This is a genomic window from Nocardia sp. NPDC006044 (assembly GCF_042871115.1).
Classification (GTDB): domain Bacteria; phylum Actinomycetota; class Actinomycetes; order Mycobacteriales; family Mycobacteriaceae; genus Nocardia.
Genome location: NZ_JBIAID010000003.1, coordinates 337,824 through 352,778 on the forward strand (window position 1 = coordinate 337,824; position 14,955 = coordinate 352,778).

At 68.7% G+C, this 14,955-nt stretch carries 15 protein-coding genes; 5 read left to right on the plus strand and 10 right to left on the minus strand.

Annotated features, from left to right (window positions below):
- Positions 1-25: 25 nt before the first annotated feature.
- Both ACFYO1_RS26195 and ACFYO1_RS26200 read right to left on the minus strand, forming a co-directional pair.
- Positions 26-514, minus strand: coding sequence for a GNAT family N-acetyltransferase (locus tag ACFYO1_RS26195; protein WP_387236177.1), 489 nt, complete (start codon positions 512-514; stop codon positions 26-28).
- Entirely contained in the window at positions 511-957 is a 447-nt protein-coding gene (locus tag ACFYO1_RS26200) for a hypothetical protein (RefSeq protein ID WP_387236180.1), read from the minus strand. The genes ACFYO1_RS26195 and ACFYO1_RS26200 overlap by 4 nt, the downstream gene beginning before the upstream one ends.
- Positions 958-1,084: 127 nt before the next feature.
- Between ACFYO1_RS26200 and ACFYO1_RS26205 the strand changes: the two genes are divergently transcribed.
- On the plus strand, positions 1,085-1,918 hold the full coding sequence (locus ACFYO1_RS26205) for a helix-turn-helix domain-containing protein (protein WP_387236183.1): 834 nt from the start codon (positions 1,085-1,087) through the stop codon (positions 1,916-1,918).
- Here ACFYO1_RS26205 and ACFYO1_RS26210 read toward each other — a convergent pair.
- The 4 genes from ACFYO1_RS26210 to ACFYO1_RS26225 all read right to left on the minus strand — a co-directional run bounded on the left by ACFYO1_RS26210 (position 1,915) and on the right by ACFYO1_RS26225 (position 5,852).
- Positions 1,915-2,619: a S1 family peptidase gene (locus tag ACFYO1_RS26210; protein WP_387236186.1), complete on the minus strand. Its 705-nt coding sequence runs from the start codon at positions 2,617-2,619 to the stop codon at positions 1,915-1,917. The genes ACFYO1_RS26205 and ACFYO1_RS26210 overlap by 4 nt on opposite strands.
- A gap of 548 nt (positions 2,620-3,167) precedes the next feature.
- Positions 3,168-4,301, minus strand: coding sequence for a bifunctional RNase H/acid phosphatase (locus ACFYO1_RS26215; protein ID WP_387236189.1), 1,134 nt, complete (start codon positions 4,299-4,301; stop codon positions 3,168-3,170).
- Positions 4,302-4,314: 13 nt separating this feature from the next.
- A complete protein-coding gene (locus tag ACFYO1_RS26220; protein ID WP_387236192.1) occupies positions 4,315-5,052 on the minus strand; it encodes a zinc ribbon domain-containing protein in 738 nt (245 codons plus the stop codon).
- A 158-nt stretch (positions 5,053-5,210) separates the two neighbouring features.
- Positions 5,211-5,852, minus strand: a complete 642-nt coding sequence (locus ACFYO1_RS26225; RefSeq protein ID WP_387236195.1) for a hypothetical protein — start codon at positions 5,850-5,852, stop codon at positions 5,211-5,213.
- A 137-nt stretch (positions 5,853-5,989) separates the two neighbouring features.
- Here ACFYO1_RS26225 and ACFYO1_RS26230 point away from each other — a divergent pair, with 137 nt between their 5' ends.
- On the plus strand, positions 5,990-6,295 hold the full coding sequence (locus ACFYO1_RS26230) for a hypothetical protein (RefSeq protein ID WP_387236198.1): 306 nt from the start codon (positions 5,990-5,992) through the stop codon (positions 6,293-6,295).
- Positions 6,296-6,706: 411 nt separating this feature from the next.
- On the opposite strand, the gene ACFYO1_RS26235 is transcribed toward ACFYO1_RS26230, so the two are convergent.
- Together ACFYO1_RS26235 and cobC are read right to left on the minus strand one after the other, a co-directional pair.
- On the minus strand, positions 6,707-7,828 hold the full coding sequence (locus tag ACFYO1_RS26235) for a Nif3-like dinuclear metal center hexameric protein (protein ID WP_387236201.1): 1,122 nt from the start codon (positions 7,826-7,828) through the stop codon (positions 6,707-6,709).
- 94 nt (positions 7,829-7,922) lie between these two features.
- Entirely contained in the window at positions 7,923-8,963 is a 1,041-nt protein-coding gene (gene cobC, locus ACFYO1_RS26240; protein ID WP_387236203.1) for an Rv2231c family pyridoxal phosphate-dependent protein CobC, read from the minus strand.
- Positions 8,964-9,007: 44 nt separating this feature from the next.
- On the opposite strand from cobC, the gene ACFYO1_RS26245 reads away from it, so the two are divergent.
- Positions 9,008-9,508, plus strand: a complete 501-nt coding sequence (locus ACFYO1_RS26245) for a low molecular weight protein-tyrosine-phosphatase (RefSeq protein ID WP_387236206.1) — start codon at positions 9,008-9,010, stop codon at positions 9,506-9,508.
- Positions 9,508-10,416 carry an SURF1 family protein gene (locus ACFYO1_RS26250; protein ID WP_387236209.1) on the plus strand — a complete coding sequence of 303 codons (909 nt, stop codon included), beginning with the start codon at positions 9,508-9,510 and terminating at the stop codon, positions 10,414-10,416. Before ACFYO1_RS26245 ends, ACFYO1_RS26250 begins: the two co-directional genes overlap by 1 nt.
- 315 nt (positions 10,417-10,731) lie before the next feature.
- Here the strand turns inward: ACFYO1_RS26250 and ACFYO1_RS26255 are convergent, their stop codons facing one another.
- Positions 10,732-11,649 (minus strand): cobalamin biosynthesis protein, encoded by a 918-nt coding sequence (locus ACFYO1_RS26255; protein WP_387236212.1) that lies wholly within the window; start codon positions 11,647-11,649, stop codon positions 10,732-10,734.
- Positions 11,650-12,161: 512 nt separating this feature from the next.
- Between ACFYO1_RS26255 and sigJ the strand changes: the two genes are divergently transcribed.
- Entirely contained in the window at positions 12,162-13,124 is a 963-nt protein-coding gene (gene sigJ / locus ACFYO1_RS26260; RefSeq protein WP_387236215.1) for an RNA polymerase sigma factor SigJ, read from the plus strand.
- A 259-nt stretch (positions 13,125-13,383) separates the two neighbouring features.
- Here the strand turns inward: sigJ and ald are convergent, their stop codons facing one another.
- On the minus strand, positions 13,384-14,496 hold the full coding sequence (gene ald, locus ACFYO1_RS26265) for an alanine dehydrogenase (protein WP_387236218.1): 1,113 nt from the start codon (positions 14,494-14,496) through the stop codon (positions 13,384-13,386).
- Positions 14,497-14,955: the final 459 nt, after the last annotated feature.

Consider the following 14,955-nt stretch of genomic DNA (forward strand, 5'->3'; position numbering starts at 1 on the left):
GTGCCGGGCAGGCAAACTCGCCGCGCTACAGGTGGTGCACCATCTCGTATTCCAGTCGCGGCTCGCCCGGCCGGACGAACCCGCTCACCCCGGTGCGCACGAATCCGTGCCGCAGATATAGCCGTTCGGCCGCGATGTTCCCGTCGGCGAACTGCAGCCGGACCACCGTGTGCCCGCCCGCCCTGGCCCAGCCGAGGACCGCGCGCACCAGCAGGTCCGACACCCCGGTGCCCCGCGCCTCCGGCGCGACCCACATCGAAATCAGGTGCACACCATCACGTTTGGAATCCGGCATACCCGCGACCGTGCCGAGCTCGACTCCCCCGGCGCTGGCCACGAACTGCGCCCGATCGACCAGCGCCGCCCGCCAATCCGCCTCGGTGCGCGCCTGCGCCTCGGCCAGCGTCGACCCGAAGAACTGCGGGGTATCGGCCAGCGCCCGTAACCGGACCCGCCGGAACACTTCCCACTCGTCGGCGGTCAACTGCCGCAGGTCGATAGTCGAGATGTTCACCCAAATTTTGTACTTGCCGGTCCTCTTCCAGCGCAAACGGTTTTGGCAATGGCACGTAGCCCACTGAACTCGATCGCGGCGAAGGTCGCGACCACCGCCGCACCGATGAACAGGAACGCGACACCGAGTCCGGTCAGGTCGATCAGTCCGGACAGTGCGAGCACGACCATCCCCACCGCCGACAACGCGTTCACCGCGACGACCGCGCACGCCTGGCCGAACGGGATCTGCGGTGCACCCGCGATGAGCAACAGGGCGAGCGCCCCACCGAGCATGGCGACGCCGAACGGAATCGACCAGGCCGTGGGCAGGCCGAGGGGATCACGCAGGACCGCGGCACCGGCCAGCATGACGATGCCGAAGGCGCCGGTGCTCCAGCCGTCGACCCGCAGCGCGGTGCGCAGGAAATCGGTGCTCAGCGCAGGTGGGAAGGTCGTGCTCATATCCAGCTCCTGATCTCTGGTCGGGGCCGATCGGCTCCCGGAACCCAACCTTGCCGACGTGAGGTGAGCGTCTCAATAACCTCGGAGGTCATGGCCGCGCGATACGACCGGTGACTAGCCTGCTCAGGTGGCACAACCTCGACTGGCAACCCGTTCGCAAGCCGGCCTGCTGCTGCGCGAGTGGCGGCAACGGCGCAGGCTCAGCCAACTCGACCTGGCATTGCTGGCGGATACCTCGGCCCGGCATCTGTCGTACCTGGAAACGGGTCGCGCCAAACCGAGTCGCGCGATGGTGCTGCGCCTGTGCGAAGCGCTGGAAGTCCCACTGCGCGACCGCAATACGCTGCTGCTGGCCGCCGACTACGCACCGGCCTACCGGGAGAGCAGTCTCGACGACACGAACCTGACCCCGGTGCGAAGCGCGCTGGAGACGATGCTGACCGCACATGAGCCGTACCCGGCGGTGGTCGTCGACCGGCTGTGGAATGTGGTCACCGGCAATGCGGCGATGGGTGTGCTGATGCACGGCATACCGGAACATCTGCTGCTGCCACAACCGAATGTGTGTCGGCTGGTGCTACATCCGGAGGGCTTGGCCGCGCGGCTGGCGAATCCGATCCAGGTCCGAGAGTTGTTCCTGGAGCGCCTGGTCCGGCAGGTCAGCGCCGGCGGCGACGCACAGCTGACGGCGCTCTACGACGAGGTGAGCCGCTATCCGCTACTACCCGATCCCCCGGGCGAATCGAAAACCGGAGCCGCGCAACCGAGCCCGTTCGAAGTCCCGATTCGCGTCCGCACCCCCGTGGGCGAGATGTCGATGTTCAGCACGATGGCCACCTTCGGCGCACCCGCCGACGTCACCCTCTCCGAGCTGGCAATCGAATTGTTCTACCCGCTGGACGAATTCACCGCGGCCGCCCTGCGTGAGCTGGCGGCCGCGGCGAATCCCCGATCCGGCTAGATGGGCTGGAAGCCGGCCCCGACGCCACCCTGGGCGTTGATCGCGGCGAGGATCACCACGATCGGCTGGAAGAACGCGGGCGAGTGCAGCGGGTTGGCGGCCGTGGTGCACGGCACGTCGAAGCCGATCGGCCCAATGCCGGTGAGCCGGCCCTGGTTCATTCCGACCAGCCGATCGCCGACGACCACCGGACCACCGGAATCGCCTGGCTTCGAGCAGTATTGGTTGATGCTGGTGCCCTCGAGCTCACCCCACACGACGCCGCAGTCGGTGCCGGTGGTGCGGCCGCTGGAACACACGGTGGCGCCGGCGCCGGGCGCGTCGGCGACGCCCGCGATGGTGGTGGGGCCGACGGTACGCACCGGGGTGATCTTCGCCGGATCGAGTTCCAGCACCGCGTAGTCCAGGGTGTTGCCGTCATCGGAGAAGGCGACCTTGCCGAGCACGCCGGCCTCCGGCGTGCGCTCGGACACCAGCCGGGAGCCGGTGGGTGCGCAGTGACCTGCGGTAATGCCGACGAGCCTGCCCGCGCTGTCGTGACCGATCGTGGTCAGCGAGCACACGGAGTTGTTCTCGAAGGCGATGCCGGAGCTGCCGCCGAGCACGGCGGTCGGCGCTGCCGACGCGGTGCCGGCGGCGCCGACCACCACGGATGCGAGGGCCGCCGTCGCGAGCGCCATCGACCTGAATCTTGTTGTCACTTCTCTCCTTTTCGAAAAAGCGAGCACGGCACTGACTGCCTGGCTCGCCAGGACCGGGGAGGGAACCGCCCCCGAGACACTCAGCGGTCGCCGGATCAGCAAACGGATTCGCCTGCGCAGAGGAATTTCATCGACGCTGGTTATCTGCTGGCTAACTCAGCATTGACGTGCGGCGGGCGGGTCCGCAACAGACCTGTGCGCCGCACCACAATTGATCCCCGAGTGAGACCCGAGCCACACGATGGCAGATCGGCTCTGAAAAACGTTCGCCCGAACTGACTTTCACTCTCACCCAACCCCAGCTGCGGCCGAATTGCCCGGCCGACGAGACTCAACTGTTATACGCTGCGCAACCGCCGCACCGCGAATCAGGACGGAAATCACCAGGCCGACCGGAGCTCGCGAGGCACGACCACCTCATCCTCGGCAGGAGGCTGGCACACCGGGATGACCATTGCCGAGCATGCGGCGACGGGCGAGTGAACCCCAATGGTCGAGCGCATGGCACAGCCCGAACACGTTGAGACAATGGGCAATTCGCCCAGCGACTACAGGTAGGAAGTGTCGTTCACCAGACGCACCGACGAGCCGCCGTCCGGATAGAACTCCGCGATCGACAGCGACGCCAGATCCAGATGCAGCCGGTACAGCAGCGACGGCCCGACCCCCAGCGCCAGTTGCAACAGCGTCTTGATCGGCGTCACATGGCTGACCACCACCAGGTTCGCGCCCGGATACAGCCCGACCAGGTCACGCCGGACCGCGTCCACCCGCTCACGGACCTGGTCGAAGCTCTCCCCGCCCGGCGCGGGCAGCGCGGGGTCACCGAGCCAGCGACCGTGCAGTTCCGGATCGCGCTCGGCGGCCTCGCGGAAGCTGAGCCCCTCCCAGTCCCCGAAGTCGGTCTCGATCAAGCCGTCCAGCACGGTGAGCGGCGCACCCAGCGCCGTGGCAGCGGCCTCGGCGGTGTCGCGCGCCCGGCTCAGCGGCGAGGTCAGCACGGCGGTGATATCCCCCTTGGCGGCAAGCATTTTCGCCGCACGCGCGGCCTGCTCGCGGCCGAGTTCGGTCAGCGGCGGATTGCCGCGGCCCGAATAGCGGCGCTGCACAGAGAGTTCGGTCTGACCGTGGCGCAGGAGCAGCAGCCGGGTCGGGCGACCGGTGGCGCCGGTCCAGCCAGGCGCGGGTTGCGCGGCGACGGCCGAGATGACCGGATCCGCTGCCGGTGCGGGCTTTTCGGCCTCGCGGGCGGTGCGCACCTCGTCGACCAGGGTGGCGTCGTCCATTGCCTCGTTCGCGAGACGATCGGCATGCGAGTTCTCGGCGCGTGGAATCCAGGTGAAACTCACCCGTTCGAACCCGGCGACGAGCCGGCGGGCCCGGTCGGCGAGCGGAATCATGGCCGCGTGCTTGACCTTCCAGCGGCCGGACATCTGCTCGACGACCAGCTTGGAATCCATCCGCACCGCGACGATCTCGGCGCCGAGTTCGGCCGCCGCCTCCAAACCGGCGATGAGCCCGCGGTATTCGGCGACATTGTTGGTCGCGATACCGATGTACTCCCGCCGTTCCGCGAGCACCCGCACATGGTCGGCGGCGAAGACGACGGAACCGTAGCCCGCCGGTCCCGGATTGCCGCGCGAACCGCCGTCGGCCTCGACGATCACCTCGCGTTCGGTCACCGCGGGGTCCCGATCACAGCCCCGATTCCTTGGTGCGCACCAGGATCGCCCCGCACTCCGGGCAGCGCACGACCAGCTCGGGAGCGGTTTTCGCGATCCTGGCGATCTCGCCGCGATCCAGCTCGATCCGGCACGCGCCGCACCGGCGGGCCTGCAACAGCGCCGCGCCGACACCGTGCTGGGCGCGCTGCCGGTCGTAGATCGCCATCAGGTCGGCCGGGAACAGCGAAATCAGCTTCGACCGGTCGGCGTCGCACCGGCCCTGCGCCACCTCGAGATCGGCCAGGGCCTCGTTCCGCTGGGTCAGCGCGTCGGCCAGTTCCTGCTCGGTCTTGTCCAGCCGGGCGCCCGCGTGCTGGTAGTCGTCGGCCGAGGCCTCCCGCTTCTCCATCACCTCGAGCAGCTCGTCCTCGAGCACCGAGCGCCTGCGCTCCAGGCTGCCGAGTTCGTGCTGGATCTCCGAAAGCTGTTTGGCGTTCACCGATCCGGCGGTCAGCATGCCCTTGTCGCGCTCCTCGCGCTTACGGACGGCGTCGACCTCGCCCTCCAGCTTGCGGATGTCGCGATCGAGGTCGTCCAGCATGATCTGCACGGCGACGGCGGCGTCCTTGTGCGCGTTGCGCTCGGCCTCCAGCCGGGCCACCTCCTGCTGTTCGGGCAGCACGGTGCGGCGGTGCGCGATCCGCGTCAGCTCGGCGTCGACAGCGGCGAGCTGAAGCAGCTTGGCCTGGATCGGTGGGTCAACATTCAACGCGGACAAACTCCTGGACGCTGTGGATGGGTCGGTGTTCAACCGTACCCCGCCGACCCCGCGCCGCTGACCGACGCCGCACCATTCGGTGCGGCCGAGGCGGTTGTCCGGGCGTGGCCCCGATCGCGGGCAATGTCGCGGCTACGCGCGGGCCCGGGTCACGCGGGCGCGCGGGTCTTGATCGCGTCCCTGGAGACGAAGACGTCGTATTCGCCGGGGACGGCGATCACCGCGTTGCCGTAGGCGGAGCGCACGAACGGCTCGGTCCACCAGCGACCCTCCCGCATGTCGTTGAAGAAGTCCTGGTCTCCGTCGTTGAGGAAGATCTGATGCTGGGTGGGCGAGACGCCGTCGAGGCGCTGGCCGTACAGCCGGGTGATCTTGTAGCCGGAGTGGAAGCCGAGCGCGTTCACCCAGGGTTCCAGCTCGACGATGCCCGACTGCAATACCCACATGTCGCCCTCGACCTGGTACTTCAGGTGCTGGTCATCGTGCTGGTCGTCGCCGTAGAGGGTGAGGTCGACGTCGAGCAGATGCTCTTGGCCCGGCACCTGCTTGGCCACCACGTGCGCCGCCTTGATTTCACCGGTCAATCCGAGATAGGTCTGCAACAGCGTGGCCAGCCACAGCAGCAGCACCGCGACGAGCAGCAGTACCAGTCCGCTGCCGCCACGCGCGACCAGCGCTCGCATCCCGACCCGGCGCGCCCGCAGCAGGCCGGACAGGAGCAGCGCGACGCCGACCAGAAGGATCAGGATCAATCCGACCTGAACGATGCCGAAGTTCACCGGGAAATTCATGCGGTAGTTGTACCCCCGGAACGGCGGTCGACTCGCGGAAACCGCCCTGCGCACAGACCAATCCGGCAGACACGCCACGACACGCCGTAGCGCGGTATGGTCAGCTGCGTCACAGTTCGATTCTTCGGGGGTTTTGCATGTTGATCTGGGGTTGGCGCCGGTACGTCACGCGGCTGGCCGCACTCACCTTGGTGTGCGGGAATTGCGGGAATCCGGCCGCGCACACACTGCACAAGCTGGTCACCAAGTTCACGCTGTTCTTCATCCCGCTGATCCCGTTGAGCACCAAGCATTCATTGCAGTGCACCTGGTGCGGGGTCGAGTCGAATCTCGCGCAGCAGCAGGTCACCGAGTTGCTCGGGCGAGCGCAGGCCCAGCAGATGCAGGGGATGCAGCAGCCCGCAGATCCGTCCTGGCAGGGGCAGCCACCGCGCAACTATTGAGTTGGTCGCGCGGGCAAGCCCGTTGGGGACATCCAGTAGCAGGACGCGCACGACTATAGGTCTTGTCGGCAGGAGCTGCGCCAAGCGACTGTTGGCCTGGTCGGCAGCAGGAACGCTCGGCTGGTGGATTGATCGGCACCGAGCGACATGTCCAGCGGCAGTTGGGCAGCCATTAGGACCGTCCAGCGTCAGCAGTGGTCGCGCGAAATGTTCGGCAGCACCCGGGGCGGCGACTCAGCACCCAGTGAGGCCGGATGTCTGGCGGCAGCGGCCAGCCATTCGTCTGATCAGGCTTCAGCGGCAGCGGGCAGGATGCCGGGCCGCCTTCAGCAGCGGCGGGATGGGATGCCCGGCCGCTTCAGAAGCGGCAGGATGGATTCGCGGCTCGCAGCGAGGCAGCACTTGGCCCGGTCAGTTCCGCGCGCTGACCGTCCACGGGTCGGTTCGCTGGGTCGAGACGCGGGTCTCCAGATCGGGCAGGGCGGCTTGGACTACGCCTTCCGCCTGTGCGCACCAGGGGAATTCGGTGGCCCAGTGGGCGGCGTCGACGAGGGCCGGGCCGCCCTTGCGGAGGTGTTCGTCGACCGGGTGGTGGCGCAGGTCCGCGGTGACGTAGGCGTCGACGCCGCGGCGGCTCGCCGCGTCCAAGTAGGAATCGCCCGCACCACCGCAGACTGCGACCGTGTAGACGGAGCGGTCCGGGTCGCCGGCGGCGCGGACACCCCACGCGGTGGGCGGCAGGGCGAGGGCAACTCGATCGGTGAAGGCGCGCAACGATTCCGGCTCCGCCAAAATGCCGACCCGGCCGATGCCGACCGACGAGGACAGCAGGGCGCGTTCGGTGATGTGGTAGGCGGGATCCTCATAAGGGTGGGCGGCGCGCAGGGCGGAGAGGATGGTGGCGCGCGCGGCGGGCGGGGCAACCAGCTCGAGCCGGTCCTCGTCGACCTGCTGGAGTTCACCGACCACGCCGATCGCGGGCTTCGCTTCCGACATCGGCCGGAATTGGCTCTTGGCGGCTACCCGCAGCGCGCAATCACGATAGTCGCCGCTGCCGCCCGCGCCTGCCATGAACAACGCGTTCAGTACCGCTTCGGTATGCGCAGGCGGCACCTGCACCACCCAGTTATCCACGGCGGGCTCGGGTTTCGCATCGAGTGGGTCGATGACGGTGAGGCCGAGTGCGGCGGCGAGCGCGTCGGAGACACCGGGGTCGGCGGAGTCCGCATTGGTGTGCGCGGTGAACAACGCACAGCCGGAACGGATAAGCCGGTGCAGCAGTGCGCCTTTCGGCGTATCCGCGGCCACCGTGTCGACCCCGCGCAACAGCAGCGGGTGATGCACCACCAAAGCCTGTGCCCGCCAATCGATCGCCTCGTCGACGACGCCGGCCGTCGCGTCGACCGCGAACAGCACGCGGGTGACCTCGTCACCCGGATCGCCCGCGACCAACCCGACCGAGTCCCACGATTCGGCCAGTTTCGGCGGGTAAGCCGCGTCGAGCACCTCGATCAGATCCGCCAGCGCCGTCATCGTCCACCCTTCTCTGTTCCAGTTACACACTGCCGCAACGATTTTCCCGAGCGCGATACAGCATCCAGAATTCGCGTCACACCCTCTGTTCCGATTACCACAACGCTGCCGTTCGAATCGCGGTTACCAGTTGCTCCACTTCGGCGGCGCCGCGCACCGCCACTCGCAGGTGGTTGGGTCCGAGGCCGGGGAACGTGTCGGCGCGACGGACAGCGATGCCCTTGTCCGCGAGGTGTTTTCGGAGTAGTGCACCGTCAGGGACGTGCATTAGCAGGAATGGGGCCTCGGCTGGAGTGTGGACCTGCACGCCGAGTTCGGTGAGCCGATCGATCATCGCGTGACGTTCGGCGGCGATGACCTGAGCGCGCCGCTGTTCCTCCGCGACAGCGGCGGGTTCGGCGGTGGCGGTGATCGCCTCTAATTGCAGGGTGCCGAGGGGCCAGTGGGGACGGCCGTGATTCAGGCGGGCCAGGAGTTCCGGGGCGCCGAGGAAGTAGCCGCAGCGGAGTCCGGCGAGGGCCCAGGTTTTGGTGAGGCTGCGCAGGACCAGTAGGTCCGGGGCGGTGGAACCAGCCAGCGATTCGGGTTCGCCGGGGACCGCGTCGGCGAAGGCCTCGTCCACGACGATGATCCGCCCTGGTGCGCGCAGCGCGTGGATGGTTTCGGCGGGGTGCAGGACCGAGGTGGGGTTGGTCGGGTTGCCGAGCACGACCAAATCGGCGTCGGCGGGGATCGCGGCCGGGTCGACGGTGTACGGCGGTTCGAGCAGCACCCTGCGCACCGCTACGCCTGCCTCGCGCAGCGCGAGTTCCGGTTCGGTAAAGGACGGATGGATCACCGCGGCCAGGCGGGGTGCGAGCCGAGGCAGCATGGCAAAGCCCTCGGCGGCGCCGGCCAGCAGGAGAACTTCGTCCGGGCGGCGGCCGTGGCGTGCCGCGACGGCGCGGCGGGCGGTGTGATCCTCCTCGGCGCTGGGGTATCGGCCGAGGGTGTCCAGCCGGGCCGCGAGTCGTTGCCGCAACCAGTCCGGCGGGGCGCTGCCCTGCACGTTCACCGCGAAATCGAGCATGCCGGGGCGGGCGTCCACGTCGCCGTGGTGGCGCAGTTTCGCGGGATCGACGGTGTCCTCGGGCACGAGATCACACCCTACGTGGCGAGCCCGTAGGTGGACCGGCCAGAATGGCTGTCGTGGGTGAGCTGCATGTGTCGTTCGTCTGTACCGGCAACATCTGCCGTTCGCCGATGGCGGAGAAGATCTTCGCCACGCATCTCGACCGCGCGGGATTGGCCGATCGGGTTCGGGTGAGCAGCGCGGGTACCGATTCTTGGCACGTCGGCGACGAGGCGGATTCGCGCACGAACGAAACGTTGCGCAAGTACGGCTATCCGACCGGGCATGTCGCCGCCGCCTTCGGCGCCGATCATCACGACGCGGATCTGCTGGTCGTGCTGGACACGGGGCACGAGCGTGAGCTGGCCCGGCGCGGTGTGCCGGCGGATCAGCGCAGATTGCTGCGCAGTTTCGACCCGGCCGCCGACGGACCCGACGTGCCGGATCCCTATTACGGCGACATCGCGGGCTTCGAACTGGTCCGGGATCAGATCGAAGCGGCGATGCCCGGTCTGCTCGACTGGGTGCGCGAGGCGCTCGGCGAGCCCGTGCCCGACGGGCGCCGCTGATGCGCAAGCTGACCTTCCTGCTGCGGCCGAGCTGGGTGATCCTCGCCGCGGTGGTCGCCGTGTTCGCCTACCTGTGCTTCACGGTGCTCGCGCCGTGGCAGCTCGGCAAGAACACGACCACCTCGCATCGCAATCAGCTGATCGCCGACTCGGTCGGTGCCGCGCCGATCGACATCACCACCGTGCTCGGTAGTTCCGCCGACGATGACTCGCACACCGAATGGCGCAAGGTCACCGCTTCCGGGAGCTACGTTCCCGACTCCACGGTGCTGGTCCGGTTGCGCCACCTCGACGGTGCTCCCGGATATTCCGTGCTGGCCACGTTCCGGTTGGACGACGGACGCGTCCTGCTCATCGATCGCGGACTGGTCGCGGCGGTGGACGGCTCCCGGCCGCCGCCGATCCCGGACCCGCCCACCGGACCGCAGCGCCTCGAAGCCAGAGTCCGGATGTCCGAAGGCAGCACGCCCGGCAAAGACCCGTCCGTCCAAGACGGCTACCGGCAGGTCTACTCGATCGACACCACCCAGGAAGCCGCCGTCCTGCAACAACCCCTCACCGCCATCCCGACCGGCGAACGCGGCGGCTACCTCCAACTCGACGAAAACCAGCCCGGAGTTTTCACCCCCACCCCCCTCCCCCAGCTCGACGCAGGCCCGTACCTCTCCTACGGCCTCCAATGGCTCGCCTTCGGCATCATGGCCCCGCTCGGGCTCGGCTATTTCCTGTATGCCGAAATCCGCGAGCGTCGCCGGGAAAAGGCAAGTCCCACAACCGAACCCGCCGAAGCTGTAGCCGCTACTACCCCGCGTTCTCCGGCCGGCGCCGAATCCTCTGCACCAACTCCGCCCGCCGCCTCAACCACCGAAGCGCGCCTGGCAGACCGATACGGCCGCGGGCGGGACTGACTCGGCGCGCATTCGCTGGAGCTTCTCCGGGACCACCACCCGATGACCACACCGGAACCCATACCAGCTGCGTAGGTAGGCCGGATTACCTCACTCGATGTGCTCAGCGCTACCCGGTACGAACAGCTGAGGACTTCCCAACGCGGACCGAATCCGCATGGTGAACGGGGCTTGAAGCCGGGCGAATTCAGGTGGTCATTGCATCACTGGGTGGATTGGTCGGGTTCGAGAGCCGCTCGTCGAGAGTTCGGCGGGTTGGACCCAGTTCAGTCTTTTGCGGGGTCGGTTCAAGTGCGACGGCGTGGCTGTGCAGACCTAGCGGCGAAGCGCGGACCAGAGGGCGGCGACGGCGAGGGAGGCCAGTTGCACGGACTCCGACATGTGTACGGCGCGATGGAGATCCGCGACGGTGGGGGCGGGGCCGTCGCCGAGGGTGGGGCGCAGTTCGGTCCCGTGGCGGTATTGGGTGCGGCCGCCCAGACGGACGCCGAGCGCGCCGGCCATGGCGGCTTCGACTACTCCGGCGTTGGGGCTGGGGTGTTTGGCGGCGTCGCGGCGCCAGGCGTGCAGGGCGGCGGCGCGGCGTCCGCCGACGACCGGGGCGAGGGCGACGGTGAGCAAGCCGGTGAGGCGGGCAGGTAGGAGGTTGGCCAGGTCGTCGGTGCGGGCGGCGGCCCAGCCGAAGTGGTGGTAGCGGTCGTTGCGGTAGCCGATCATGGCGTCGAGGGTGTTGATCGCGCGGTAGCCGAGCAGGCCGGGGACGCCGGCGATGGCGCCCCACACCAGCGGTGCGACCGTGGCGTCGGAGGTGTTCTCGGCGATGGATTCCAGTGCGGCGCGGGCCAATCCGTCGGCGTCGAGCACCTCGGGGTCGCGCCCGCACAGCGAAGGCAGCAGCGCCCGCGCGCCGTCCATATCGCCGGCCTCGAGCCGATCTGCCATCTCGCTACCTGCCCGCGCCAAGCTGCGACCACCGAGCACCGTCCAGGTCGCCAGCGCGGTCACCGGCAGCCCGAGCCGGCGAACCCCGACCCCCAACCCGACCACACCGCCCACCAGCAGCACCTCGTGCAGCACCCCCGCACTACGCCGATCCGCATACGTCACCGATTCGAGCGCACTTGCCGCCGAACCGAATCCCGCCACCGGATGCCACCGCCGCGGATCCCCCAACACCCGATCCAGCACAAACCCCAGCACCAGCCCCACCGCCGTCGAGGTCCCCTTCTGCACCCGCCGAGCCTATCCCCTCCCCCACCAACCCACCTCCGATGCCCAACGGGACCTGACAGCGCTCGCACTCACACAACGACTCGACCATGCCCCGCTCGCAGCCTGCGGGCCTACGTGGCAGCACTGCGGAGGAGACCTCGCGTGCGGTGGGCGAACGGGCGGCTTCCCGGCCGACGTGGCTTTACGCGCCATCGGTCGGCTGCGCGCAAATTGCAGGCCACTCCATACGCGCCGGGCCACTCCGCATGCGCCGGAACCGATCGGTATTCGGCGGGCGATCCGTGTGCGGTGGGCGATCGGTATGCGGTGGGCGATCCGTATGCGGCGGGCCGACCTCACTTCTCCGGGTCGGGCGGCTTATGGGTTGCCGAGCGTTCTAGTGACGCGGACCTCGCTGGTGGTGGGCGTGGCGGGTCGGCGTGTCACACTCTGGTTCTCTGCGTCGTCGACCTGGTGACGTACTCATAGGACTCGCGCCCCGGCGGGGCGGAACGATCGAACGGCGAACAGCAGTGACTTCGGAACAGCCTTCTACTCCGGAACCTCTCGACCAGGCCGAACTGGCTCGGCGGTTCGAGGAGCACCGGTCGTATCTGCGCAGGCTCGCCTACAGCACGCTCGGCAGTCTCACCGATGCCGACGATGTGGTGCAGGAGGCGTGGCTGCGGTTGCAACGCCAGTACGAGGCGGGCACCGCGGGGCAGATCGAGAACCTGCGCGCCTGGCTCAGCACCGTCACCGGGCGGCTCGCGCTGGACCAGCTCGGGTCGGCCCGCGCGCGCCGCGAGCAGTACGTCGGCGAGTGGCTGCCGGAGCCCGAGGTGACCAGCTGGGACGATCCGGCGGATCGGATCACCCAGGACGAACGGGTGACCACGGCGCTGCTGGTCGTCCTCGAATCGCTGTCACCCGCCGAACGCACGGCGTTCGTTCTCCAAGACGTGTTCGGCATGACCGGCCCGGAGGTCGCCGAGGTGGTCGGCCGCACCCCGGCCGCCGTGCGGCAGCTCGCTTCCCGCGCCCGCAAACGGGTCGAGGACGGCACGCCACGCTTCCCCGCCTCGGCCGCCGAGCAGGAAAAGGTCGTCTCCGCGTTCGCCGTCGCCTGGCGTTCGGGCGATCTCAGCGCGCTGCTCGGCGTGCTCGACACCAACGTCAGCCTGACCGCCGACGGCGGCGGCAAGGTTCCCGCGATCCGGCAGCCGGTGCACGGCGCCGAGCTCATCGCGAAGATGCTGCTCGGTTGGTACCACGCGCCGTCCGCGGCGAACGGCTGGGGACGCGCGGTGCTGGTCAACGGCGCGCCCGGCCTGGTCGTCTTCGACGGCAACCACACCGGCGTGTTCGCCTTCGTCATCGACAACGGCCGCATCGTCGCGATCAACGTCATCCGCAACCCCGACAAACTGCACGACCTCCCCACCAGCGGCGAGCCCGACTGGTACCTCGGCGCTACTGCCACCGAGGACGAATAGTCCACGCGCACACCGTCTACGTCGGCCGCACATCCCCTGACCTCCCGCCACGCAATCGCATGCGATTCGGTATGCGGCAGGTCAGGTGGTGTGCGGCTGTCGTCAATCAAGTACGGCGAGAGGCGTTTCGGCGTGCGGAAGGCGTCGTGGAAGGTCGCCGACCCAGGCCCGCAGGCGCGCACGCCCCAAGCCGCGTGCAACCGGCCACAAGCCGTGCGGCGCAATCCCACTGCGGCGGGGCATCGATGCGGCGCGACCGTCAGCGTGCCGAGCCGACCGGCTGGGCCGTCGGGTATCCGTGTGCCGCGGCGACTTCCGCGGACAGCAACCTTCCCGAGTCCGCGGTCAGTCCGTGGGCGAGGTCGGAGTGGGTGGCGCAGGCTTCTCGCCAACCGAGGTCGGCGATGGCGCGGATGTACGGCAATGTGGCGTTGGTGAGGGCGACCGTTGCGGTGTGGGGCACGGCCCCTGGCATGTTCGCGACACAGTAGAACAGCGAATTATGCACGCGGAAAGTCGGATTCGCGTGCGTGGTCGGTCGGGAGCCGGCGAAGCACCCACCCTGATCGATGGCGATGTCGACGAGCACCGAGCCGGGTCGCATCTGGGCGACGAGATCATCGGAGACGAGTTTCGGAGCGCGCGCACCGGGCACCAGGACCGAGCCGATGACCAGATCGGCGGACGACACCGCCCGCTCGATCTCGGCGGTATTCGAAGCGACCGTGGCGATCCGCCCGTCGAACCGCGCATCCAACTCACGCAGACGAGGCAAGTTGGTGTCCAACACCGTGACTCGCGCCCCCATGCCGGCGGCGACCGAGGCCGAATTCGACCCGGCGACACCTCCGCCGAGCACCACCACATCGGCCGCGCGTACGCCCGGCACCCCGCCGAGCAGCATGCCGCCACCACCCAGCGGCGCCATCAGGTGGTAGGCGCCGACCTGGCTGCCGAGCTTGCCCGCCACCTCACTCATCGGCGCGAGCAATGGCAGTGAACCGTCCGCGGCCCGCACCGTTTCGTAGGCGATCGCGGTGATCCCGGAACGCAGAATGGCGTCGGTGCAGTCACGCGACGCAGCCAGATGCAGATACGTGAACAGCACCTGCCCCCGCCGCAGCCGCGGATACTCCTCGGCGATCGGCTCCTTCACCTTCAACACCAGGTCCGCCTCCCACCAGACCTGATCGACCGGTGCCAACCGCGCCCCCACCGCGGCATAGTCGGCGTCGACGAACCCCGACCCGACGCCCGCCCCGGCCTCGACCACCACCTCATGCCCCAGCGCGGCCAACTCCCCGGCCCCCGCCGGCGTGAGGGCAACCCGGAACTCCTGCTCCTTGACCTCGCGTGGCACTCCGATCTGCATAACGCCATCGTGAACCCAGCGCGGGTCGCACGCCACGAACGACGCGCGGATATCACACGATGATCACGAGACGGCCCGGTCGCCGACCATTTCTACGCAAGTTGATCAGCACGCCGATAGGGGCCTGAACAATCGGCGCCGTGCGGGAGGGCAGCCTCGGCGATGAGTGCTGCCGGCGCGAACCCGGCCGGTCGCCGACGAACTTCCAAGCGGTTGCGACCGCTGACCTACGCGTTATGATCTTCGGTTCCGCGCGAGTGCGCGGGTGCTCGAGGGCTGAGTGCTCAGCCGGTGGGGGAAGATCGTGCAAGACCAGTGGTACAACCATGTCGATCCGGCCGCGGGCGGCGGCCCCGGCGATCAGCAGACTCCGGATCTCGGTGCGCAATCCGGTGATTCGTGGCCCGACAGCCGATGGGGTGCGCAGGAAACGCCTACCGCACAACAGAAGTCCGAATC

Excerpts from the sequence above, each read along its gene's own strand:
- ACFYO1_RS26200 (WP_387236180.1), bottom strand. The coding sequence starts at position 957 with ATGAGCACGACCTTCCCACCTGCGCTGAGCACCGATTTCCTGCGCACC.
- ACFYO1_RS26225 (WP_387236195.1), bottom strand. The coding sequence starts at position 5,852 with ATGAATTTCCCGGTGAACTTCGGCATCGTTCAGGTCGGATTGATCCTG.
- ACFYO1_RS26230 (WP_387236198.1), top strand. The coding sequence starts at position 5,990 with ATGTTGATCTGGGGTTGGCGCCGGTACGTCACGCGGCTGGCCGCACTC.
- ACFYO1_RS26235 (WP_387236201.1), bottom strand. The coding sequence starts at position 7,828 with ATGACGGCGCTGGCGGATCTGATCGAGGTGCTCGACGCGGCTTACCCG.
- ACFYO1_RS26245 (WP_387236206.1), top strand. The coding sequence starts at position 9,008 with ATGGCTGTCGTGGGTGAGCTGCATGTGTCGTTCGTCTGTACCGGCAAC.
- ACFYO1_RS26250 (WP_387236209.1), top strand. The coding sequence starts at position 9,508 with ATGCGCAAGCTGACCTTCCTGCTGCGGCCGAGCTGGGTGATCCTCGCC.
- ald (WP_387236218.1), bottom strand. The coding sequence starts at position 14,496 with ATGCAGATCGGAGTGCCACGCGAGGTCAAGGAGCAGGAGTTCCGGGTT.